This is a genomic window from Mycoplana sp. 10N416 (genome assembly GCF_056394765.1).
This window is the reverse complement of record NZ_JBFTIM010000006.1, coordinates 75550-98224: the sequence shown is the minus strand read 5'-3', so window position 1 is coordinate 98224 and position 22675 is coordinate 75550. Positions and strand designations below refer to the sequence as shown.

Genomic DNA, 22675 nt, shown 5'->3' with positions numbered 1-22675 from the left:
ACGATCCCCCGCCGCTTTGCTCTCAATACCGGCTGAGCGCGAGGTCCGCCGACTGGATCTCCGGCTGGCGGCCGCTGATGATGTCGGCAAGCACGCGGCCGGAGCCGCAGGCCATCGTCCAGCCGAGCGTGCCGTGGCCTGAATTGATGAACAGGTTCTTGAACCGCGTGCCGCCGATGACCGGCGTGCCGTCGGGCGTCATCGGCCGCAGCCCCGACCAGAACGTCGCCTGCGACTGATCGCCCGCGCCGCCGAAGAGGTCTTCCACCGACTGCTCGAGCGTGGCGCGGCGCGCCGCCGGCAGGTCGTGGCTGAAGCCGGCGATCTCGGCCATGCCGCCGACGCGGATCCGGTCGCCAAGGCGCGTGATGGCGATCTTGTAGGTCTCGTCCATGATCGTCGAAACCGGAGCACGGCTTTCGTCAACGATCGGAACCGTGATCGAATAGCCCTTCACGGGGTAGATCGGCGCGTTGAGGCCGAGCGGCTTGATCAGCGCCGGCGTGTAGCTGCCGAGGGCGGTGACGAAAAGGTCGGATTCCACGAGGCCGTCGGCGGTCTCGACGGCAACGATGCGGTCACCGAGATGCTTCAGCCGGCGAATGTCGACGCCGAAGCGGAAGGTGACCCCGAGCGCCTCGGCCTGCTCCTGCAGGATGGTGGTGAACTTGAAGCAGTCGCCGGTCTCGTCGTTCGGCAGGCGCAGGCCGCCGACGAACTTCTGCTTCACGCGGGCAAGCGCCGGTTCGGCGGCGATGCAGCCGGCGGGATCGAGAACCTCGAAGGGGACGCCGTCGGCGCGCAGCACTTCCACGTCCTTGCCGATACCGTCCAGTTGCTTCTGGGTCCGGAAGAGCTGAAGGGTGCCCTGGGTGCGATGGTCGTAGGAAATGCCGATCTCCTCGCGAAGCGCGATCAGGCAGTCGCGGCTGTATTCGGCGAGGCGGACCATACGTCCCTTGTTCGTGGCGTAGCGGGCGCTCGTGCAGTTTGCCAGCATCGACATCATCCAGCGCCAGGTGGCAGCATCGGCCATCGGCCGGATGATCAGCGGCGCATGTTTCATGAACAGCCACTTGACCGCCTTCTGCGGGATCCCGGGCGCAGCCCACGGCGAGGCGTAGCCGGGCGAGATTTCGCCGGCATTGGCAAAGCTTGTCTCCAGCGCGGAACCCGCCTGCCGGTCGAGCACGGTCACTTCATGGCCTGCCTTGGCGAGATAGTAGGCTGTGGTGACGCCGATGACGCCGGCGCCCAGTACGGTGATTTTCATGATTGCCCCATTGAACTTTATCTGTGCGCGCGAAAGGTCATCGGTATTCGCGGTGGTAGCGATCGCCGAGACCCGTCAGGATTTCGTAGGAGATGGTGCCCGCATCGGCGGCGAGGGTTTCCAGCGTCTGGTTCGGGCCGATCAGTTCGACCAGGCTGCCGAGCTTCAGCGTGCCGGGCGGCAGGGCGCTGATATCGATCGTGATGCTGTCCATCGACACGCGCCCGACGATCGGCAGGCGCACCCCGCCGTAATAGGCCGCCCCCCTGTGGCTCAGGCTGCGCGGCAGGCCGTCCGCATAGCCGGCCGCAATGGTCGCCAGACGGGTTTCCCCGGTGGTGACATGCGCGCCGCCATAGCCGACACGCGTGCCGGCCGGAACCGTTCGCGTCTGGATCACGCGGACATCGAGCCGCACGACCGGACGCATCGGGTTTGCCATGGCATCGGTCGGCGCGCCGCCGTACAGCGCAATCCCCGGGCGCGCCAACGCGCCGTGGAAATCGCCGCCGAGGAAGATACCGCCGGAATTCGCAAAGCTGAGCGGGAGCGTGGGGAACAGGGCCGAGGCCGCTTGCAAGGCCGCAAGCTGGTCGTCGTTCTGGATATTTTCCGACTCGTCGCCACTTGCGAGATGGCTCATGAGAAAGAGGAGGTCGATGCCATCGAGCAGGCGGCGATCGGCGGCAAGCGCTGTGACCTCTTCCGGCGGCAGGCCGAGCCGCGACATGCCGCTGTCGATCTGCAGGACGGCGGGAAGACGAGCACGGCGTGCTTTTGCGACCCGCGACCAGTTCTCAACCTGCTCCAGCGAATTGAGGACCGGGATGATGCCGTCGTGGGCGCACGTTTCTTCGGCGCCGGGCTGCAGGCCGTTCAGGACAAAGATCCGGGCATCGCCATGGATGGCCGGCTTGAGCCGAAGCGCCTCGCCGATGTGGGCGACGAAGAAATCTCGGCAGCCGGCATCGTAGAAGACCGGCGCGACACGGGCAGCGTCCAGGCCGTAGGCGTTCGCCTTGACCACGGCTGCGACGGGCGCCGGCGCTGCACGCTCGACCAACTGACGATAGTTCTGCCGCAAGGCCTTCAGGTCGATCGCAAGATATCCCGAAGCGCCATCCTGGTTGATGATTTCACGCGGTTGTGTATTCACTGCCCAACTCCCGATATCGGAACAGGCTAGTGAAACGATCGAGCGCTTTCCTTCGAATTATTGCTCTGTTATTGCATTTCGTAATAATAAGCAGAATTTTATGCGAAAAGATGGACGATTCTGCATGAGGGGTTTGGACTCGATCGATCGCAATATCATCCGCCAGCTGCGGTTGAATGCGCGCATCACGAACGCGAAGCTGTCGGAGGAGGTTGGCCTGTCGCCGTCGGCCTGCCTGCGGCGGATCAGCCTGCTCGAACAATCGGGCGTTATTCGCGGCTATACGGCGCTCGTCGGCAACTCGGAAGGCGAGAACCCGATTGCGGTCATCATCAACATCACGCTCGAACGTCAGACGGAAGAGCACCTGAATCGCTTCGAGTCCGCGGTTAAGCGGCATCCGGAAATCCAGGAATGCTATCTGATGACCGGCGGGTCGGATTATCTGCTGCGGGTCGAGGTGGAAAACGCCGGTGACTTCGAGCGAATCCACAAGGAAATCCTGGCGAAGCTGCCGGGAGTCTTGCGTATCCACTCGAGCTTCTCGATCCGCAACATACTGGCAACCCGGGTCCAGCCGCGCTGAGCTGGTCAAGCTGCCGTCGCGCGAGTTCGAAGCCTTGCTCCTAGGCCTTTTCCTCCAGCTTCCTGTCCGAGCGGGCAGGATGATGCTTTGATGGCTTGGCGAACCGCACCAGTTGGAGGCCACGGGTAAAGAGGCTGTGATCGGGAAGCGGCCGTCCGATGCTGACGATTGTCGTACCGTGCAAATCCTTCTGGAGGATCGATAGAGCCCGCCTTTGTGCTGGAGGTTCCATCGATTCCAAAACCTCATCGATGAACACCCAGCGTGGCCTGTGCAGGGACAGGCGTGCGAAAGCGAGCAAGCGCTCGTCCTCGTCGCTCAGTTCACGGTCCCAGCGCGCTTCCGTGTCGAGTTGTGACACTAGGCGCTGGAGGTCGACCCTCGACAGCGCGTCGGTCAGCTGCGCGTCGTCGAAAATGTCGGCCTGCGGATAGGAGAGAACATCACGAAGTTTGCCGGGCGGCAGATAGGGCGTGCGCGGCAAGAAGGTGACCGGCTCGTCCTTCGGCAGGCCCACGCGTCCGCTGCCCCACGGCCAGAGCCCGGCCAATGCGCGGAAGAGAAGGGTCTTGCCGGTCCCTGGATCACCCGAGATGACGATCCGTTCGCCCGGCATGATCTCGACCCGGGGCTCCTCTAGCCGGGTATGGCCGCTCGGTGAGACAACTTCGAGACCGTCGATCGTCAGGCGGTTGCTGTCGTTCATCGCGAATTCGATGCGTCCTTCGGCATCGTTCAAGGCGTCGGTGCCGATCAGGGCACTGCGGAATGCAGTGATCCGCTGCAGCGTCGCGCGCCAGTCGGTGATGGCGCCGATATTGGCGATGAACCAGCGCAGCGAGGTGTGAACCTGGTTGAAGGCGCCGACTGCCATCATCAGCCCGCCGAAGCTGATCTGTCCGGCGAAGTAGACGGGTGCCGCCACCAGGATCGGCGCGACCACTGTTACCCAGCCGTAGCTGTCGACCACCCAGGCCAGATTGATCTGCGCGCGGAAGATGTTGCGCATCGCCATCAGCACGGACCCGAGATCGTTCTCCAGCCTTTGTCTTTCGCTCGGCTCGCCTCCTGCGAGCGTGATGGAATCGATATGTTCGTTGACGCGCATCATGGTGAAGCGCAGCGCCGCCTCGCGATTGTAACGCTCGCCGTTGAGGTTGATCAGCGGGCGTCCAACCAACCAACTGAGGCAGGAGGCGGAACCGGCATAGATGATCGCCGCCCAGACCATATAGCCGGGGATGTCTATGCTCCGTCCGCCGACGTGAAATATGAAACCGTCAGAGAGCGCCCAAAGGACGCCGACGAAGGAAAACAGCAGGATCGTTGACTGCAGGAGACCGAAAGCGAGATCGGTCGTCAGGTCGGCCAGGTGCCCGGCATCCTCTTGCATGCGCTGGTCCGGGTTGACGCCGATCGCGCCGGCATTGGCCAGCCGGAAGGCGCGTCGGGGGCGCATCCACTCGGCAATGAGGTCTCTGGTCAAGCCCTCGCGCAGCTTGAGTCGAAACATCTGGTTCAGCCACTGTTGCGAGACGTTGAACAGCAGAAGGACGCCGGCTATCCCGGCAAATATCGTCAACTGGTGAAAGAAGGCTCCGGTGTCGCGCCGCTCGATCGCGTCGTAGAAGGGTTTGTACCACCGGTTCAGTACGATCTGGCCCAACGCGGTGGCGACGACAACGAAGAAACTACCAACTGCGAGGCAAAAGAGCGTTCTGAAAACCGGTGATGCAAGGTAGATCTGCCGCATCGTCATCAATTGCGCCCATAGACCGGGGTCGTCCAATCCCGGAGGGTTGGCGGGTCTGGTATTTTTCCCATTTGCATTGGGCATCGTCCGATCCTTCTGTCGCAAGGAGCGCCCGCTCCTCGGAGAGCGGAGCGCCTGCCTTCGATTACTGGAGCATCACAGCGCGAGCGGCAAAGCGGGTGTAGCGTCGAAAGATTAGCGCCTGCCGCCGAGGGCACCACATCACTTTGACGCTCAAACAATCAATTTTATGCCGACGTCCACGGGCCTTACTGAAACAGGCCGACCGGCGGCATCGTATCAATAGGTGCGATGATCGGGCAGGTTGCTTCCGGAGCGCAATTCGATACAAGCAGGGCGCACGCAAATCCCGGCGCCCCAGCGGCGCCCTGCCGAAGCTCGGAGAATATGATGACGACGCATGCATATCGAGACACTACGCTTTTGATCAACGGCGAATGGCGCGGCTCCTCGGACGGCGCGACGATTCCGGTGCTCGATCCGGCGACCGGCGAGCAGATCGGCAAGGTGTCGAAGGCAACGCGCGCGGATCTCGACGCCGCAGTGGCCGCGGCCGACGCCGGCTTCAAGGTCTGGAGCGCGGTTTCTGCCTACGAGCGCTCGAAGATCATGCGCCGCGCCGCCGACATCCTGCGCGAGCGCCGGGAAGGCATTGCCGTCTTGATGACCCGCGAGCAGGGCAAGCCGCTCGCTGAGGCGATGGGCGAAATCGCCGCCGCTAGCGACCTGATCGAATGGTTCGCCGAAGAGGGTCGCCGCACCTACGGCCAGGTGATCCCCGGTCGCAGTCCGAACGTCTCGCAGACCGCGATCAAGCTGCCCGTCGGTCCGGCAGTCGCCTTCACGCCCTGGAACTTCCCGATCAATCAGATTGTCCGCAAGCTGTCCGGCGCCCTTGCCGCAGGTTGCTCGATCATCGTCAAGGCACCGGAAGAAACGCCGGCTTCGCCCGCCGAACTGATCCGCGTCTTCGTCGATGCCGGGGTTCCCGCCGGCGTCGTCGGGCTCGTCTTCGGCGTTCCTTCCGAGATCTCTGAATATCTCATCGCGCATCCGGTCATCCGCAAAATCTCGTTCACCGGCTCGACCCCGATCGGCAAGCAACTGGCGGCACTCGCCGGTCTGCACATGAAACGGGCGACGATGGAGCTCGGCGGCCACGCCCCGGCGATCGTGCTGGAGGACGCCGACGTCGAAAAGGCGGTGAAGGTTCTGGCCTTCTCGAAGTTCCGCAATGCCGGCCAGGTCTGCGTCTCGCCGACGCGTTTCCTTGTCCAGGAAAAGGTGTTCGATCGCTTCCTTGACGGCTTCGTCGAGGCTGCGCGCGCGGTCAAGACCGGCAACGGGCTGGAGGACGGCGTGACGATGGGGCCGCTCGCAAACGAGCGCCGCATCCCAGCCCTCGAGGCGCTGATCAACGACGCGGTCGAACGCGGTGGACGGCTCGTGACCGGTGGACGGCGGATCGGCAACAAGGGCAACTTCTTCGAGGCAACGGTTCTCGCCAACGTGCCGACCGATGCCCGGGTGATGAACGAGGAGCCGTTCGGCCCGCTTGCCATCATCAATCCGGTCGCAAGCCTTGATGCGGCGATCGAGGAAGCAAACCGCCTGCCGTTCGGCCTGGCCTCCTATGCCTTCACCTCGTCGATTGAAAGCGCGCATGCGCTTGCGACGCGCGTCGAGGCCGGCATGACGACGATCAACCACAACGGCCTTGCGCTACCGGAAGTCCCCTTCGGCGGCATCAAGGATTCCGGATACGGCAACGAGGGTGGATCGGAGGCGATCGAGGCCTATCTCGTGACGAAGTTCGTCTCGGTCGTCTGACCGTTCGACGCCGCCTGACCTGAACAGGAGAAGGGCGGTTCAATTCAATCAGTGGTTTCGGCGCGCAATGCGCCGGAACGGCTAAAGTCTATAGAGTTGGTGGAAATTTCCACCGCAGACAGTTTCCCGGAACGGATTTTTCGCAGGCGTCACGCCCAACAAATACCCATTCTTTGCTTCAAGAATGGGTATTTGCGATTTTCCGACCGTGACAACCGATGGTCCTCCCAAGACCGGCACAAACGTGAAAGCAGGTACATCCATGACCAAGACCGTTCTCCAACTTCTCGACAGCGTCCGCATCACCCGCCGGGCAGGGCTGGCCGCGCTTCTGGCGGCAACTGTAGCCACCTTTGCTTCGACAATGCCGGCTCCGGCCCAGGCCGAGGACAAGACGACGGTCAAGGTCGGCATCATGGCCGGCGAGGACGAGGACATCTGGCGCGTTGTAACCGCGGAGGCCGAAAAGAAGGGGCTGACCGTAGAAGTCGTCACGTTCAACGACTACACGCAGCCGAACGAAGCACTCGAGCGCGGCGAGATCGACGCGAATGCGTTCCAGCACGGGCCTTACCTCGAAAACCAGATCCAGGCCCACGGCTACAAGATCGCAATCGCCGGCTACACGGCCGTATGGCCGATCGGCATCTACTCGAAGAAGTTCACGAGCGTTGCCGAGTTGCCCGAGGGCGCTGTGATCGGTGTGCCGAACGATCCGTCCAATGAAGGCCGGGCGCTGCTGGTGCTGCAGGACGAGGGCGTGATCAAGCTCAAGGAGGGGACCGGCATTCTCGCGACCATCGCCGACATCGCGGAAAACCCGAAGAAAGCCGAGATCAAGGAACTTGACGCCGGTATCGTCGGCCGGTCCGTCGAAGATCTGGACGCCGCCGTCGTCAACACCGACTGGGCACTGAAGAGCGGGCTGACGATCGAGAACCGCATCGCGCAGGAAAAGATCGAGGACAACCCGTACCGCAACTTCATCGCCGTACGTGAGGCGGACAAGGATACGGCCTGGGTCAAGACGCTCGTTTCTTCCTACCAGAACGATACGGTGAAGGCCGAATTCGATCGCGTCTACAAGGGAACCGGCACCGTCGCCTATTGACCTGACCCGCCTTCGGACCTGAACATCAGGCGGCTCGCGACCCATCGGCGTCGCGAGCCGCCTCGCCATTGCGGGATGGCGGAAAGGAACACCCATGACTTCCCATCATTCATTCGCCGGCCAGCCGGCGGATGCCGGAACCGGACGCGACGCCGTTGTCCGGCTTTCCGGTGTCCACCGTCATTTCGGCCAGACACCGGCGATCGACGGCGTGTCTCTGACGGTGCGCAAAGGTGAGATCCTAGGGCTGATCGGCCGCAGCGGCGCCGGCAAGTCCACCCTCATCCGATGCCTCAACGGCCTGGAGCGGCCCGACAGTGGTTCGATCCAGATCGAAGGCCGCGAGATCACCGGCCTGAGCGAAGAGGAACTGCAGCCCGTTCGCCGCCGGATCGGCATGATCTTCCAGCATTTCAACCTGCTGTCGGCCAAGACGGTTGAGGAAAACGTGGCACTGCCGCTGAAGATCGAGGGCTGGACGAAAGAGAAGCGGCTGGCGCGGGCCGCCGAACTGCTCGAACTCGTCGGGCTTTCCGGCAAGGCGAAAAGCTATCCGTCCGCGCTCTCCGGCGGACAGAAGCAGCGCGTCGGCATTGCCCGCGCGCTTGCCGCCAAACCGGCGCTGCTGCTTTCGGACGAGGCGACTTCGGCGCTCGATCCGGAGACGACGGCGTCCATTCTCGATCTTTTGAAGGACATTAACGTCAAGCTCGGACTCACCATCCTGCTGATCACCCACGAGATGGAGGTGATCCGCACGATCGCCGACAGGGTCGCTGTCATCGATGCGGGACGTATTGTCGAAGAAGGGTCCGTCTGGTCCGTTTTCGCCAACCCGCATACCGAGACGACACGAAACCTGCTTGCCGGTGTCCGGCCGAAGCTGCCGCAGCATGTTGCGGCGCGGCTCGTCAGTGAGGAGAACGGTGAAGCGATCCTTGGCGTCGATCTCTCCGGTCCGAATGCCGGCTATCTGCTGGCCGGGCTCTCGGACGAACTGCCGGGCGGCTTCCGCCTGATCCATGGCGGCATCGATCATATCCAGGAGCAGTCGGTCGCCCGCTTCTTCCTTGGCGTTCCTGCGCGGGCCGACGGGCCCGCACGGGCGATCACGTATCTGGAGCGCCACGGCGCCAAAGTGGAGGTTCTGGGCCATGTCCCCGGTCATGATTGAGCTTTTCATCCGCTCGTTCTGGGAGACGGTCGTCATGACGGCGGCATCGGGGTTGATTTCGCTCGTGGCGGGTCTGCCGCTCGGGCTCGTGCTGGTGGCAACCGCCAAGGGTGGGATTGCGGAAAACCTCTGGATCAATCGAATGCTCGGCGCGATCGTCAACGGATTTCGCTCCGTGCCGTTCATCATCCTGCTGGTCGCACTGATCCCGGTGACCCGCTTCATCGTCGGCACCTCGATCGGCATGTGGGCGGCGATCGTGCCGCTTGCGATCGCGGCCACGCCCTACTATGCGCGCATGGCGGAAGTCTCCTTGCGCGAGGTCGATCGTGGCTTGATCGAGGCCGTTCGCGCCATGGGCGGCAACCGCTGGACGATCGTGCGCGAGGTGCTCGTGCCCGAGGCGATGCCGAGCCTTGTCGCGGGGTTCACCGTAACGCTGATCACGTTGATCGGCGCGTCGGCGATGGCGGGCGCGATCGGCGCCGGCGGTCTCGGCGACCTCGCCATCCGCTATGGCTACCAACGCTTCGAGACGACCGTGATGGTTGCCGTGGTTGCCGTCCTGATCCTGCTTGTCTGCGCCATCCAGTGGGCAGGCGATCGGCTGGTCGCGCGACTGGATCACAAGGGATGATCGTGAAGGGATGATCGTGGTTGTCGGATCAGGGGCTCCGGGCGTAGCGAGCGGTGGCCCTGATCGGCTCAGCCGGCGGTCGTTCTGCGCCTGCCGCCGTTTCCTCGCCGCCGTTGGTTGAGGGTTTGGCCGGCGGCAGCGGAACGTCCTCGTCGTAGAGAATGCGCTCGGCCGCGCCATCCATGTCCTCGTACTGCCCGCTCCACAAGGACCACAAGAACAGCACGAGCGCGCCCGTGCCGAGAACAAGCGAAATCGGGATTAGATAGGTGAGAACATTCATGTCGTTGCCTCGCGGGTTCCGATCGATGGAATAACCGCCATGCGGCTCGAGGGTTCCATCTTCGGCCTAGGCGTCGTCTCAATCCTTATCCTTGATCGCCTGATAGGCATGCCAGGTGGCGTGGCCGAGAAGCGGAAAGGTGATGATGAAGCCAAGCATGCCGGTCAGAAGGCTTGCGACGGTCAGGACCAGGACGATGAAGCCCCACGCAAGCATGACCGGCATGTTGTTCCAGGCAAGCGAAATGCTGGTTCCCATAGCGGTGAAGGCATCGACATCCTTGTCCACGACCATAGGCACGCCGAACACGCTGATGGCGAAGGCGAAGGCGGCGAAGAGGGCGCCCACGACCGTGCCGACGCAAAGCAGTGCCCAGCCCGCCGGCGTGCTGAACAGTATGGGGATGATATGGTTGAGGCCCTCGAACGGCTGCCAGCCGGCGAATAGCGCGTAGAGGATGACGGCTGCGCGCATCCACAGCAGCATCAGCCCGCAGAGAACTGCGCCGACAAAGAGCACGTGCTGGCCCGTCCCTGGCTTCGGGCGAATCATGGCGGCGAGCGAAACAGGCAGACCTTCTTCCAGTCGGCGGCTCTTTTCATAGAGGCCCGCCGCCAGCGCTGGGCCGACCACGAGAAAGCCGGCCAGCGCCGGGAAAAGCGCATAGTCGTAGCCGATTGAATAGAGGCCGCCGACGATGAGGATCGAGACGACGGCGACGCCAAAGCCATAAAACAGGCTCGGCAGCGGCACGGTCCAGAGATCGCGCCAACCTTGTGCCAGCCACGTCAAGGCCCGTCCTGCGGGGAGGTTCCGGTTGCGATCGACCGCCTTCGGCAGCGGGGGGACGGTTTCAGGCATCTTCATCTGAAGTTTCTCCCGTAACCCATTGGAACGTTCGTGCTTCTCAGCAGGCTGACCCGGCCGCGCGGTAGACACCCGGGGTCGCCGATTCGGTCTTCAGGTGCGCAACGCAGTCGGGCTGGGACTCGATCGCCACATAGACCAGATGGGTGTTGGCAAGCGCCAGAAGGATCACACCGGCGCCGGCGGCCAGAAGCACCAGCGTCCGCGGCCGGATCCCAAGCCCGCTCATGTTCCGTTCCCGACAGCCGCATGCTGTTGCTCCCTGAGGTCGGTCAGGTAGAGGGCGAGTATCTTGATATCGAGCGGCGACAGCCTGAGGCCCCAGCTCGGCATGTGGCCTTGCCGGCCATGGAAGACCGTCTGATAGATCGCGTCGCGGCTCGAGCCATAGATCCAGAAATGATCGGTCAGGTTCGGAGCGCCCATGTCCATCTTACCCTTGGCGTCGTCGCCGTGACAGCTGACACAGTTGGCGGCGAAGATCTCCTGGCCGGCATCGATCGCGGCGGCGTTCGCCTCCGACCGCTCCTCCAATCCGGAGAGCGAGCGGACGTAGGTGATCACCTGCTGGATGGCCGGGCGGTCGAGCATCTGGTTGCGGCCGAAAGCCAGCATTTCCGATACCCGCGTATTCGGATCGGCGCCGTTGATGCCAACGGTGATCGTCTCGGCAATGGTCTCCGGCGCGTCACCCCACAGCATCGGGGCTGCCACAATGTTGGGATAGCCCATGTTGCCTTCTCCACCCGTGCCGTGACAGGCGGCGCAATTGTCGCCGAACAATGCGTGTCCGGTTTCGCGCACGACGCCCATCAGGTCGGTATCGGCCTTGATCGCGGCGAAGTCTTCCTTTTCGATACGTGCGGTCCAGGCGGCACGGTCGGCCCTGCCTTCCTCCAGTTGCTTGGCCACGGTCTGCTTCTGGTCGATTCCGAGCCATCCCTTGAAGTAGCCGGTGCCGTAGGGCCAGCTCGGCATGAACAGGGTCCAGACCACGCCGAAGAGGGTGAAGACGATCAGGAAGAACCAGACCGGCTTCGGCACCGGCGTGTGCAGTTCCTTGATGCCGTTCCACTCGTGACCGGTCGTCATGTGGCCGGTGATCGGGTCGCGTTCCCCTACCGCCATGGCCGGTCCTCGTCATCCGTAACGATGGAGTTGGCCGCATGATCGAACCGCTTCCGGTTCTTCGGCCAGTAGGCATAGATGACCACGCCGATGAACATGGCGATCAGGTAGAACAGCCCGAACGACTTGGCAAAAGCGGTGACGGTGTCGTGGTCGAAGCTCATGGCGCGCTACTCCACATTGGCCTGCTCTGAGTGCTTGGCCGCATCCGTGAGCCGCCCGAGGATCTGCAGGTAGGCGACGATCGCGTCCATTTCGGTCAGCGTATCGGCCTTGCCGTCGAACAGGCTGACATTGGTCTTGTCACCATAGCGCTCGGTCACGCCGGCGGCCTGGCCGCTGTCCGGATTGGCCTGGCCATAGGCGTCCGCGGTAGCGTTGGCGATCATCTCGTCGGTGTAGGGCACGCCGACCGTACGAAGTGCGGCCAGATGCTCGCCGAGATCGTCGATCTTGAGCGAGTTGCGCATCAGCCAGCGATAGGCGGGCATCTTCGATTCCGGCACCAGGTCGCGCGGATTGTAGAGGTGGGCTACCTGCCATTCGTTCGAGTATTTCCCGCCAATGCGGGCGATGTCCGGTCCGGTGCGCTTCGAACCCCACAGCATCGGATGATCGTACTTGGATTCGACCGCGAGCGAATAGGGTCCGTAGCGGTCCACTTCGTCGCGCAGCGTGCGGATCATCTGCGAATGGCAGGCGTAGCAACCCTCGCGGATGTAGATGTTCCGGCCTGCGATCTCCAGCGGGGTGTAGACACGCATGTCGGGCGCATTCTCCACCGTTTCGTCGATGGTGAAAAGGGGCGCGATCTCCACCAGGCCACCGATGCCGCCGGCGATGATGATCGCGATCGTGAGGCCGATGGCATTGCGTTCGAGCCGGTAGTGGAAGTTGAACATCGGCTACTCCCCGGCCTGCGCCCAGGCCTTTGGCGCTGGCGGTTCGATCGGCAGGTCAACCGCCGCTCCCGCTTCGACCGGCCATGGCCATCTGATCGTCATCCAGATGTTGTAGCAGGCCACGACCGTGCCGGTCAGGAACAGCAGTCCGCCGAAGGTGCGAGCGATGTAGTAGGGATGCATCGCCACCAGCGAATCGACGAAGGAGTAGGCCAGCGTGCCGTTCTCGTCATAGGTGCGCCACATCAGCCCTTGCGTGATGCCGGAGTTCCACATCGAAAAGACGTAGACGACGGTGCCGGCGAGCGCGAGCCAGAAGTGGACCTCCACGAGCCTCGCCGAATAGAGGGCGGGGCGCTTCCACATCCAGGGAACGAGCGCGTACAGCGAACCGAAGGTGATCATGGCCACCCAGCCGAGTGCACCGGCATGGACGTGACCGACGGTCCAGTCCGTATAGTGCGAAAGCGAATTGACGGCGCGGATCGCCATGAACGAGCCTTCGAAGGTGGAGATGCCGTAGAAGATCGCCGCCAGCATCATGAAGCGCAGCACCGCGTCGTCGCGCACCTTGTGCCAGGCGCCGTTCAGGGTGAGGAGCGCGTTGCCCGCCGATGCCCAGGACGGCACGAGCAGCACCAGCGAGAAGACCATGCCGAGCGTCTGCACCCAGTGGGGCAGGGCGGTATAGTGCAGGTGGTGCGCACCGGCCCACATGTAGATGAAGGTGATGCCCCAGAAGCTGATGATCGACATCCGGTACGAATAGATCGGCCGGCCGGCGCGCTTGGGCAGGTAATAGTAGAGCATGCCGAGGAAGCCGGCGGTGAGGAAGAAGGCGACGGCGTTGTGGCCGTACCACCACTGCGTCATCGCGTCCTGCACGCCGGAGAAGAGCGAGTAGCTCTTGGCGTGGCTCATCGAGACCGGAACCGCCAGATTGTTGACGATGTGCAGCACGGCAACCAGAAGGATGAAGGCCATGTAGTACCAGTTGGCGACGTAGATATGCGGCTCCCGCCGACGCGCCAGCGTGCGCAGGTAGATCGAGAAATAGACCACCCAGACGATCACCAGCCACAGATCGGCATACCACTCCGGTTCGGCGTATTCCTTCGACTGGGTCAGCCCCATCAGGTAGCCGGTCGCGGCCAGCACGCAGAACAGGTTGTAGCCGAGCAGCACGAACCAGGGGCTCAACTGGTCGGGCAGGCGGGCCCGCGTCGTCCGTTGCAGGACATGGAAGGAGGTAGCGATGAGCGCATTGCCGCCGAAGCCGAAGATGACGCCGCTGGTGTGCACCGGACGCAGCCGCCCGAAGCTTGCCCAAGCGGCATCGAAAGTCAGGTCCGGCCAGGCCAGCAGGGCCGAGACCCAGACGCCGACGGCCATGGCGATGACGCCCCAGATCAGCGACAGAACGATGCCGACCTTCGTCGGATCGTCATAGTACTCGCGAAAACGCTCTTCCCAGGGATCGGCCGCGTCGATGTTGCGAAGGAGGAAGGCCATCACGGTCATCGCAAAGATCGAAACGATCCAGCCGTGAACAGCGAGCAGATCGCCTCGCCCCACGACGGCCATTGCCACGCCGACGCAAATAATCAGGACAAGCAGGATCGCAGCGTAAGTACGCTCCAGGGCGGTCAGTTGTGCAACCATGCCTGATATCCCCCCATAAAGGGCGATCCGCATGCGACGGGATCACCGAATGCAATCAGTCCTATCGAACAATCGCGTCAGTACTCATCCGTGTTGCCAGGCACGCCGGAACCGACAGCGTGCTAACGCGCCGAAGGTTACACTTTTTCTGCCGAGCGGCAATCAGGTTTTGCGTTCCGTGAATGCGGCGAATGCCGCGTGGCACCGTCGCATTCGATATTCGGGACGTCGGCAAATGCGTGGTATCAAGGTGTCGCAATAGCCGGATTCGCCGCATCGCGGCGGACCGCCCCGGGAGCAAAGGCGCAAGATGAGTCAGTTACCGCAGATCGACTATACCGTTGCCAGCGATGCCGTTCGCGCCGAGCATGACCGGGAGTTTGCCCTGCGTGGCCGGATGACCAACATGAAGCGGACGCTGCTGCATTCGCCGACCGCGCACCGCATCTATGCCGAGTGGTTTACGCTCCGGGCCGAACTCGATCCCGCAATCAGCGACCGCGAGATCTGGATTTTCTCGCATGCGATATCGAAGGCGGCGAAGTCGAAGATCGCCGTTACATTTTTCCGCCGCGCCTTGATCAACGCAGGCTTCGATCCCGATGCCCTGGAGCTTTCGGACGGGGAAGCTTTGCTCGACCGCTTCGGTAAGGCAATCGTTGCCGATTCCAATGCGATACCACCTGAAATCTGGGTTGCTCTGAAGCAACGCCACGACACGAAGACGCTCGTCGACCTCGTTGCCTTCGCCGGCATCATGCTTGCAACCGCCATCTTCAACAATGTCGTCGAAGTCGAGTTCGATCCGGAACTTGAGCCGTTTGCCGAAAAAGACTGAGCACGGCGATCGGGCATGACCGGCCGCGCAACCGAACAGTGGCTCCGTAAACCGCCTCTTGGCTCGCACCTAGCCGGAAATGGTCGTTGCGAAATCCGGGTTGCCGCGTATGGTGTTGCTGACCGTGCAGATCTCGTCCTCGGCGGCTCGGGCGATCGCCGCGCGGGTTTGCGCGTCTATGTCGCCGCGGATCGTGAAGGCGATGTTGAACGTCTGCACGCGCGACAGGCCCTCGGCGGCTTTCTCACCGGTGACGACGGCCGAGACCTCCGTCAATCTCTCCAGGACGCCCAACTGGCTTGCCGCGATGCGTGCGCTCATGGTCAGGCAGGCGGACAGCGAGGCATAGAGCAGGTCCAACGGGTTGAAGCCTGGCTGCGAGGCGCCCGTGACGATGTCGAGCGTCCCGCCGGTGGCGGAGATGACATGCGGGAATCCGGTGCGACCGAGCGTTGCGGTGGCTCCCGTCGGCCTGGTTTTGATCTTCGCTTCACTCATGGTCTTGCCTGTCCGTCGCTGCTTCCATTCCTGATAGGAAGATGCGCAGCCGCTGGCAAGAGGCAAGCCACTCTTGCCGCTTGATCGTCGAAGTCGATGTCAAAGCCCGAGACACAAATACATCCCGCCGACTGCCGATCTGTCGTATTATCGCCAACGAAAAATCGCTCGAACTGCCGGACGGCTGGATCAGCGGGCAGGTGCCTCACGCTGATTTCACGGCGACCGGACGAAACCTCCGGACGGAGCGATAGCCGGCAATCGCAAACGCCAGAACGACGATGCCCTGGGTGACGGCAAACGGCGGCTCGGTCCCGTTCGGCGCAAGCGCGTTGAGCAGTTCTACCTTCTGGAAGGCCTGGACGACCAGAACAAAGACGTTGAAGTAGAGCGACACCGTGGAACAGATCAGGAAGATTGCCCGCCATTTTCCTGACAGGCGGAAGAGATAGAGCGCGGCGATGGCCGCGAGCAAGAAGGCGGTGGTGATGATGCCGACCCCGATCGCCGGGGTGAAGGCGGTGATCGGAAACAGGAAGCCGGTCATGGTTGTGGCCAGCGTCGCGGCCAGGAAGGACGCAGTCCACGCGGGACGGAGCTCGGACGAGAGCCAGCCGCGCAATGCAACAAGCCCTGCCACGATTCCGATGAGGCTGAGAACAACGTGGAACAGGGTAAAGGGTGCCATGCCGAATATCATGTTCATTTCCCCGGTGGTCGATGTCCTGATCGGTGCATTAGAGGGGCAAATTTGACATTTGTAAATTTGCGGGTGATGGCAATGCTTGGTTGCGGGCTGCGGTAGGAATGGACCAAGACCGCTGGCGCGGTGCCTTACCCTGATGGTCAATGGAGAAGATCGATGCGCGCGGATGACAAGGTGGCGGAGCCCTTGGAGGTTGTCGAGTTCTGGTGCGAGCTTCTCGCCCCGGAACACTGGTTCACTCCGCCGCCCCAGCTCGATGCCCATATCCGCACCCGTTATGCAGCCACTCACCTCGCACTTGCTCGACACGTCCCGGATGCTTGGCGGGAGACGCCGGAGGCGCGGCTTGCTACGGTGATTGTCCTCGACCAGTTCCCCCGCAATATGTATCGCAGCACACCGATGGCCTTCGCGAGCGACTGGATCGCCCTGCGCGAGGCGAAGTTGGCGCTGGAGCAGGGCGCCGACGTCAAGGTCTCCTATGATCGCCGGCATTTTTTCTACCTGCCGTTCGAACACTCCGAGGAGATCGCCGAGCAGGACCGGTCGGTTGCGCTGTTCAGGGCGCTCGGCGACAAGACCTATCTCGACTATGCGCTCCGCCACCACGCCGTTATCCGCGATTTCGGCCGGTTTCCTCATCGTAACGCCGTGCTCGGGCGGCAATCGACGCCGGCGGAGCTGGATTATCTCGCCCTTCCCGGTTCAGGCTTCTGACGCAAGTTGCCTTCACTTCGCCCGGGTGGCGCAATAGTTTGCGCACCAAATCCGGGTTTGCCGCGATTCTGCCGGCTGCCATGCCGGCCAGACGTTGATTTTGCACGCGATTCTGCCAATCATCGGTGTGCGTTGAAACATAATAGGATTGTCCGTGACGACTCTCAAACGCGCCGTTCTTGCGCTTCTGGCCGTTCTGCCGCTGCTCCAGCCTGCTTTGGCTATCGCCCAGGAGCCGGCGCCGGACGGACAGACCGTTGCCGCGCCGGCAAGCCCGATTGCCGATGCGAACGACAAACTGGACAAGGCCCGCCGGCAACTCAACGACCTGCGCAAGCAGATCGATGCCGCCCGTGAGGACGAGCCGAAGCTCGCCGAACTGAAGCTCAAGGTGGAACAGCTTGGCCGCTCCGCCCTCGATGCCTCCGTTTCCACGCGCCAGCGCTTCAACGAAATCAAGGCAAGGCTGGACGAACTGGGCCCGGTGCCCGCTGAGGGGCAGCCGGCTGAAGCGGATCCGATCAAGGAGGAGCGCGCCAAGCTTACCGAGGAAAGAGCAGCGATCAATTCCGTCACGGGCAATGCCGAGGCCTTGTCGATCGAGGCGACACAGCTTGCCAACCAGGTCACGGAAATGCGCCGGACGCTGTTCACCGAGACGCTACTTGAGCGCACGAACATCAGCCCGGCCGTGTTGGAGGATGCGCTCGCCGCCGGCGGCCAGGAAGGGGCGGATCTGCAGAGGACCGTTGGTGGCTGGCTGCGTTTCGTCTGGTCGTTCAAACGGGAATCGCTGCTTGCCGCCGTGTCGCTGTCGCTGGTCATCGGCCTAGTGCTCTACTCCGGCGGACACCGTCTTGCCGGCCCGCTGATCCAGCGCAACAAGACCATCGAGAAACCGCACTACATCACCCGGCTGATGATCGCCTTCTGGTCGATCACCATCCCGACGCTCGCGGTTGGCGCCTTCGCCTTCGCCTGCTATTCGCTACTCTACAGCTTCAATGTTCTGCGACCGGACATTGCGCCGATGGTGTCGTCGCTGTTTGCCGTCTGCGTCGGTCTCTATTTCGTATCGGCGCTCAGCCGGGCGGTGCTTGCCCCCAAGCGCCCGCAGTGGCGGCTTGTCAGCGTGTCTGACGAGGGCGCCAGAAAACTCGAGCGGTCGATCTTCGCGATGGCGTTCGCCAATGCGCTCGACTATTTCCTGGGCGCTGTCAGTGTCGCGCTCGGGTCGGCCGTCGTGTTGACGGTGGCCAAGAGCATGATCGCCTCCATCGTCATCGGGTTCATCCTTATCTGGATCTCGTTCATCCGCCCGATGCTGAGGGAGGGCGAGGATCCCAGCGGCGAGGGACGTCCCTGGCCACGGGCGCTGTCGACGCTGCTGCTGACCACCGGGTTCGGCCTGATCGGCATGGCGCTCTTGGGTTATGTGGGGCTCGCCCGGTTCGTGGCGGCCCAGATAGTCGTGACCGGTGCAATCCTGGTGACGATGTACATCGGCATTCTCTCCGGTCGGGCGATCGGCGTGCAGGGCGCGTTCGCCAGGACCTACCTCGGCCAGAGACTGGCGGAACGCTACCAGCTAAACGATGTTGCGATGGACCAGACGGGACTGGCTGCCAGCCTCGGCATCTACATGATCGTCCTTTTCCTCGGCGTGCCGGGCATCCTGCTGCAGTGGGGTTTCCAGATAGGCGACATCGAAAGCTGGGCCTACCGGATTTTCACCGAGATCAATATCGGCAGCATCTCCATCTCGATCGTCGGCATCCTGGCGGGACTGGTGCTGTTCGCACTTGGCCTGGTGGTGACGCGCTGGTTCCAGCGCTGGCTCGACGGAACGGTGATGGTGCGCAGCCACGTCGACCCCGGCGTGCGCAACTCAGTCAGGACCGCGATCGGGTATGCCGGTGTCGGGCTTGCGGGCCTGATCGGCATCTCGGCCGCCGGTATCGACCTCTCCAGCCTTGCGCTCGTTGCCGGTGCGCTCTCGCTCGGTATCGGTTTCGGCCTCCAGAATATCGTGTCGAACTTCGTTTCCGGGCTCATTCTGCTGGCCGAGCGTCCGTTCAAGGTTGGCGACTGGGTGGTCGCCGGGACGACGGAAGGCTACGTCAAGCGCATTTCCGTTCGCGCCACCGAAATCGAGACCTTCCAGCGGCAGACGATCATCGTGCCGAACTCGGTGCTGATCAACGGCACGGTTGGCAACTGGACGCACCGCAACAAGCTCGGACGCATCGAAATTCCGGTCAGTGTCTTTTCCGGTAACGATCCGCGCCGGATTACCGACCTCCTGCTCGAGGTCGCCGCGACACAGCCGGTGTTGCGTAATCCCGAGCCATCGGTGGTGTTCGTCAATTTCAGCAGTTCCACGCTCGATTTCGAGTTGCGCGCGTTCGTCGCCGACGTGTCGAATGCCGGCTCCGTGAAGACGGAACTGCGGACCGCATTGCTCGAGCGCCTTCGTGAGGAGGAAATCGCGCTCTCGGCTCCGGCGGCCGCAACCGTGCCGGTCACCATCGATGCGCAGAGCGCAGAACTCGTCGCCGCCATGATCGACAGCGCGAAGGCAGGCGTGCCCGTCGCGGCGCAGCCGCAAAAGAAGGTCAAGCCGAAGGTTGTCGAGGAGGGCGCCGACGAAACCGGCTGAAGATGAATGCCGCATTCACGCCACATTCAGCGATCGCGTCATAAAACACATGCAAATCCTTCAAAGTGAGGCTAGGGTCTCACGGGGTTTGAAACAGGGGCGGCGTTTAGCGCCGGGCGGAAATGATGCGAATGCTTGCAGTGCTGCTTGTCTCGGGCGCGATCTCTGCGCCGGCTTTTGCGGCATCGATCACCAACAAGGATGGCGACGCGGTAGTTCTGACGATCGTTGAAAACGGCAGCCGCTCGGAACTGGCCCTTGCCTCGGGCGAAACCGAAATCGTCTGCCCTTCCGGCTGCTTCGTCACCCTTCCCAACGGCGATCGCGTGGGTCTCAACGGCGATGAGAACGTCGAAATCAGCCGTGGTTCGGCTGTCATCAAGTAATCACTTCCCACCTTCGAGAGCGGTGCATCCAGCGGCCTTGCGCCGCTTTCGCCGTCTCAAGGTCACGCGCATGGACCGAAACGCCTTCCGACGGTTCATCGCGCTCCCCTTGGATTGCCTTTCCATTGATTGCGGAGCCATATTTTAACGCTTTCGCAAAGGGTTAGTCTTACCTCTTTGACTATTATCCGAAGCGTGGAAGACCCCTTCGGACGGGACCATGCGCAGGTCCGGTGCTGTCATTTCGTCGTCCGACCCGCAGCACGCGAAACCCCTCACGTCAAAAGGCAAGACATGTCATTCATCGGTATCTCCGGCATGCAATATTCCGGCGCGTCGCTGGCTCATCACCGCATCTTGCTGGCCGAAGATTCCAATGTCTTCACCTCGATGATCAGCACGCGTCTGAAGGAGTTGTTCGGGATCAAGGTCGAAGTCTGCCGGAGTTTCCAGGAACTTGAGGAGGCCTATGATCAGTCGTCCGATCCGGTCACCCTTGCCATATCGAACATCAATCTACCGGGCGCCGAAAACGGCGAAGCGCTGAACTATCTGGTCGATTTCAGCGTCCCGACGATCGTCTTCACCGGAACGTTCCATCAGCAGATGCGCGACGAATTGCTCTCCAAGGAAATCGTCGACTACATCATCAAGGACAGCGTGTTCGCGGTCGACATGCTTGCGGAATCCGTCTGCCGGTTCCTGACGAACCATCGGCATCATGTCCTGATCGTCGACGACAGCCCTACGGCGCGTGCGCTCCTGACCACGCGGCTGAAGCGCTATAATTTCCGCGTCAGCACCGCCGACAGCGGGGCGGCCGCGCTTTCGATCCTGAAGGCCAATCCGGATATCGGCTTGATGGTCACGGACTACAACATGCCCGACATCGACGGCTTCGAACTGACGCGGCGCATCCGGACGTCGATCGGCTCACACCAGTTGCGCATCATCGGCGTTTCCTCGTCCACCGATCGATTGCTGTCCGCCCGCTTCCTGAAGGCCGGCGGCAACGACTTCATGCTGCGTCCCTTCATCGACGAGGAGTTCTATTGCCGGGTCAACCAGAACCTGGACACGCTGATGCAGATCAAGCTGGCGCATGCGCACCGGGCAGGCGAGGCGAAGCCGTAACCGGGGTTCAGCACTGCGTGCATTTCGCCGCTCGTGCGCAGTGGTTGTGGGCCACGGCACGCGGAGCGGCGAACCAGGCTCAGCGCCCCGCCGCGGCGGTCGCAAGCGTCAATTTGCGGTCGGCGCGTTCCTGCTGCGGCGAACGATTGTAGAGTTCGCGATAACACTTGGAGAAGTGCGAGGCTGAAACGAAGCCGCAAGCCACGGCCACTTCAACGACCGGCATGGAGGACTGCACCAGCAGGTGGCGCGCCCGGTCGAGCCTGATCTCGAGATAGTAGCGGGCCGGGGATCGGCCCATCTCCTGGCGGAACAGCCGCTCGATCTGGCGACGGGACAGGTCGGCGCTATCGGCGATCTCCAAGAGAGATAGCGGCTCCGAGAGGTTGTTCTCCATCAGTTCGATAATCGACAGGACCTTGGAATTCTGGACGCCGAGACGGGCGCGCAGCGGCAGGCGCTGGCGGTCGTGGGGGCCGCGCACCCGGTCGGTGAGGGCCTGCTCGCAAACACGGTTCACCAGGTTTTCGCCAAAATCCTGGTCGATCAGGTTCAGCATCATGTCCAGTGAGGCGGTGCCGCCGGCGCAGGTATAGATGTTGCTGTCGATTTCATAGAGGTCGGCATAGACCTCGGCCTGGGGATAAGCCTCGGCAAACCCCGGCAGGTTTTCCCAATGGATGGCGCAACGCTTGCCGGACAGGAGACCGGCCTGCGCCAGGACATGGGCGCCGGTGCAGAGCGAGCCGACGGAGACGCCGCGATTGTAGGCCTCCCGCAGCCAGGCGTTGACGGACTTGTTATGGAATTCCTCGATGTCGATGCCCGAACAGACCAGGACCATCGACGGGCGGCTTTCGCCACCGAGAAATTTGCGTTCGTCCGCGAGCGATGAATTGACCTCGATGCCGATGCCGCTCGAAGACAGAACCTGCGTGCCGTCGACCGAAGAGAGCCGCCACGTGTAGGCCTCATAGCCCAGCATCCGGTTGGCGATGCGTAATGTCTCGATCGCTGCCGAAAGGGGCAGCAACGTGAAATTGGGCACGAGGAAGAACACCAGCGAACGCTTCTTGGCAGCTGTTTTGGTCATCGGAAGTTCCACTCTTATATCGTTGACCAAGCGTCTCTTGAAGGTGTCGCGCCTGGCGGTCTGTTTGCGACATTTGCATGGAACGATGCGACTGTGAAGGTCGCGTATTCACTTTAATGCTCAAGCCGTTCGTGAAAATGGTGCCCTGTGCGCCTATGCTTACGGCTGTATGGCAAATGCGACACAGCTTGTGCTTGTTGCTCGCTTGTATAAAAGCAAAAAATCACCCGATCCGCGACAATTGACGTTTGCAAAGGGCAT

At 62.4% G+C, this 22675-nt stretch carries 23 protein-coding genes; 10 read left to right on the top strand and 13 right to left on the bottom strand.

The features are described from left to right. Positions 1-22: 22 nt before the first annotated feature. A complete protein-coding gene (locus tag AC1DDS_RS13850; RefSeq protein WP_477479430.1) occupies positions 23-1273 on the bottom strand; it encodes a D-amino acid dehydrogenase in 1251 nt (416 codons plus the stop codon). A gap of 37 nt (positions 1274-1310) precedes the next feature. After that, positions 1311-2429, bottom strand: a complete 1119-nt coding sequence (gene alr / locus AC1DDS_RS13845) for an alanine racemase (protein WP_477479429.1) — start codon at positions 2427-2429, stop codon at positions 1311-1313. Positions 2430-2553: 124 nt separating this feature from the next. Here alr and AC1DDS_RS13840 point away from each other — a divergent pair, with 124 nt between their 5' ends. Beyond that, on the top strand, positions 2554-3015 hold the full coding sequence (locus AC1DDS_RS13840) for an Lrp/AsnC family transcriptional regulator (protein WP_477479428.1): 462 nt from the start codon (positions 2554-2556) through the stop codon (positions 3013-3015). 40 nt (positions 3016-3055) lie between these two features. Here the strand turns inward: AC1DDS_RS13840 and AC1DDS_RS13835 are convergent, their stop codons facing one another. Beyond that, entirely contained in the window at positions 3056-4852 is a 1797-nt protein-coding gene (locus AC1DDS_RS13835) for an ABC transporter ATP-binding protein/permease (RefSeq protein WP_477479427.1), read from the bottom strand. Positions 4853-5179: 327 nt separating this feature from the next. Here AC1DDS_RS13835 and AC1DDS_RS13830 point away from each other — a divergent pair, with 327 nt between their 5' ends. The 4 genes from AC1DDS_RS13830 (at position 5180) to AC1DDS_RS13815 (ending at position 9541) form a co-directional block, all read left to right on the top strand. Further along, positions 5180-6619, top strand: a complete 1440-nt coding sequence (locus AC1DDS_RS13830; protein ID WP_477479426.1) for an NAD-dependent succinate-semialdehyde dehydrogenase — start codon at positions 5180-5182, stop codon at positions 6617-6619. A gap of 262 nt (positions 6620-6881) precedes the next feature. Continuing rightward, entirely contained in the window at positions 6882-7730 is an 849-nt protein-coding gene (locus tag AC1DDS_RS13825) for a MetQ/NlpA family lipoprotein (RefSeq protein ID WP_477479425.1), read from the top strand. A 94-nt stretch (positions 7731-7824) separates the two neighbouring features. Next, on the top strand, positions 7825-8904 hold the full coding sequence (locus AC1DDS_RS13820) for a methionine ABC transporter ATP-binding protein (protein ID WP_477479424.1): 1080 nt from the start codon (positions 7825-7827) through the stop codon (positions 8902-8904). Beyond that, positions 8885-9541, top strand: a complete 657-nt coding sequence (locus AC1DDS_RS13815) for a methionine ABC transporter permease (protein ID WP_310415948.1) — start codon at positions 8885-8887, stop codon at positions 9539-9541. Before AC1DDS_RS13820 ends, AC1DDS_RS13815 begins: the two co-directional genes overlap by 20 nt. A gap of 28 nt (positions 9542-9569) precedes the next feature. Here the strand turns inward: AC1DDS_RS13815 and ccoS are convergent, their stop codons facing one another. From ccoS to ccoN, 7 genes are all read right to left on the bottom strand, one after another. Beyond that, positions 9570-9824 (bottom strand): cbb3-type cytochrome oxidase assembly protein CcoS, encoded by a 255-nt coding sequence (ccoS, locus tag AC1DDS_RS13810; RefSeq protein ID WP_477479423.1) that lies wholly within the window; start codon positions 9822-9824, stop codon positions 9570-9572. Positions 9825-9902: 78 nt separating this feature from the next. Beyond that, positions 9903-10691: a DUF2189 domain-containing protein gene (locus AC1DDS_RS13805; RefSeq protein WP_477479422.1), complete on the bottom strand. Its 789-nt coding sequence runs from the start codon at positions 10689-10691 to the stop codon at positions 9903-9905. Between the two features lie 40 nt (positions 10692-10731). Continuing rightward, positions 10732-10920 carry a hypothetical protein gene (locus AC1DDS_RS13800; protein WP_477479421.1) on the bottom strand — a complete coding sequence of 63 codons (189 nt, stop codon included), beginning with the start codon at positions 10918-10920 and terminating at the stop codon, positions 10732-10734. After that, positions 10917-11819: a cytochrome-c oxidase, cbb3-type subunit III gene (gene ccoP / locus AC1DDS_RS13795; protein ID WP_477479420.1), complete on the bottom strand. Its 903-nt coding sequence runs from the start codon at positions 11817-11819 to the stop codon at positions 10917-10919. Before ccoP ends, AC1DDS_RS13800 begins: the two co-directional genes overlap by 4 nt. Then, positions 11810-11983, bottom strand: coding sequence for a cbb3-type cytochrome oxidase subunit 3 (locus tag AC1DDS_RS13790; protein WP_477479419.1), 174 nt, complete (start codon positions 11981-11983; stop codon positions 11810-11812). Before AC1DDS_RS13790 ends, ccoP begins: the two co-directional genes overlap by 10 nt. Positions 11984-11989: 6 nt before the next feature. Beyond that, positions 11990-12721 carry a cytochrome-c oxidase, cbb3-type subunit II gene (ccoO, locus tag AC1DDS_RS13785; protein ID WP_477479418.1) on the bottom strand — a complete coding sequence of 244 codons (732 nt, stop codon included), beginning with the start codon at positions 12719-12721 and terminating at the stop codon, positions 11990-11992. A gap of 3 nt (positions 12722-12724) precedes the next feature. Next, entirely contained in the window at positions 12725-14383 is a 1659-nt protein-coding gene (gene ccoN / locus AC1DDS_RS13780; RefSeq protein WP_310415928.1) for a cytochrome-c oxidase, cbb3-type subunit I, read from the bottom strand. A 310-nt stretch (positions 14384-14693) separates the two neighbouring features. Here ccoN and AC1DDS_RS13775 point away from each other — a divergent pair, with 310 nt between their 5' ends. Beyond that, a complete protein-coding gene (locus tag AC1DDS_RS13775; protein ID WP_477479417.1) occupies positions 14694-15221 on the top strand; it encodes a carboxymuconolactone decarboxylase family protein in 528 nt (175 codons plus the stop codon). Positions 15222-15290: 69 nt separating this feature from the next. Here the strand turns inward: AC1DDS_RS13775 and AC1DDS_RS13770 are convergent, their stop codons facing one another. After that, positions 15291-15719 (bottom strand): OsmC family protein, encoded by a 429-nt coding sequence (locus AC1DDS_RS13770; RefSeq protein ID WP_477479416.1) that lies wholly within the window; start codon positions 15717-15719, stop codon positions 15291-15293. 205 nt (positions 15720-15924) lie between these two features. Continuing rightward, positions 15925-16419, bottom strand: coding sequence for a hypothetical protein (locus AC1DDS_RS13765; RefSeq protein ID WP_477479415.1), 495 nt, complete (start codon positions 16417-16419; stop codon positions 15925-15927). A gap of 162 nt (positions 16420-16581) precedes the next feature. Between AC1DDS_RS13765 and AC1DDS_RS13760 the strand changes: the two genes are divergently transcribed. The 4 genes from AC1DDS_RS13760 to AC1DDS_RS13745 all read left to right on the top strand — a co-directional run bounded on the left by AC1DDS_RS13760 (position 16582) and on the right by AC1DDS_RS13745 (position 21321). Continuing rightward, positions 16582-17142 (top strand): DUF924 family protein, encoded by a 561-nt coding sequence (locus tag AC1DDS_RS13760; protein WP_477479414.1) that lies wholly within the window; start codon positions 16582-16584, stop codon positions 17140-17142. A 154-nt stretch (positions 17143-17296) separates the two neighbouring features. Beyond that, a complete protein-coding gene (locus AC1DDS_RS13755) occupies positions 17297-19801 on the top strand; it encodes a mechanosensitive ion channel domain-containing protein (RefSeq protein WP_477479413.1) in 2505 nt (834 codons plus the stop codon). Between the two features lie 125 nt (positions 19802-19926). Further along, positions 19927-20187, top strand: a complete 261-nt coding sequence (locus AC1DDS_RS13750; protein ID WP_477479412.1) for a hypothetical protein — start codon at positions 19927-19929, stop codon at positions 20185-20187. 294 nt (positions 20188-20481) lie between these two features. Beyond that, on the top strand, positions 20482-21321 hold the full coding sequence (locus AC1DDS_RS13745; protein ID WP_477479411.1) for a response regulator: 840 nt from the start codon (positions 20482-20484) through the stop codon (positions 21319-21321). 79 nt (positions 21322-21400) lie between these two features. On the opposite strand, the gene AC1DDS_RS13740 is transcribed toward AC1DDS_RS13745, so the two are convergent. Then, complete coding sequence (locus AC1DDS_RS13740) at positions 21401-22414, bottom strand: GlxA family transcriptional regulator (protein WP_310415901.1); 1014 nt, start codon at positions 22412-22414, stop codon at positions 21401-21403. Between the last annotated feature and the right edge of the window lie 261 nt (positions 22415-22675).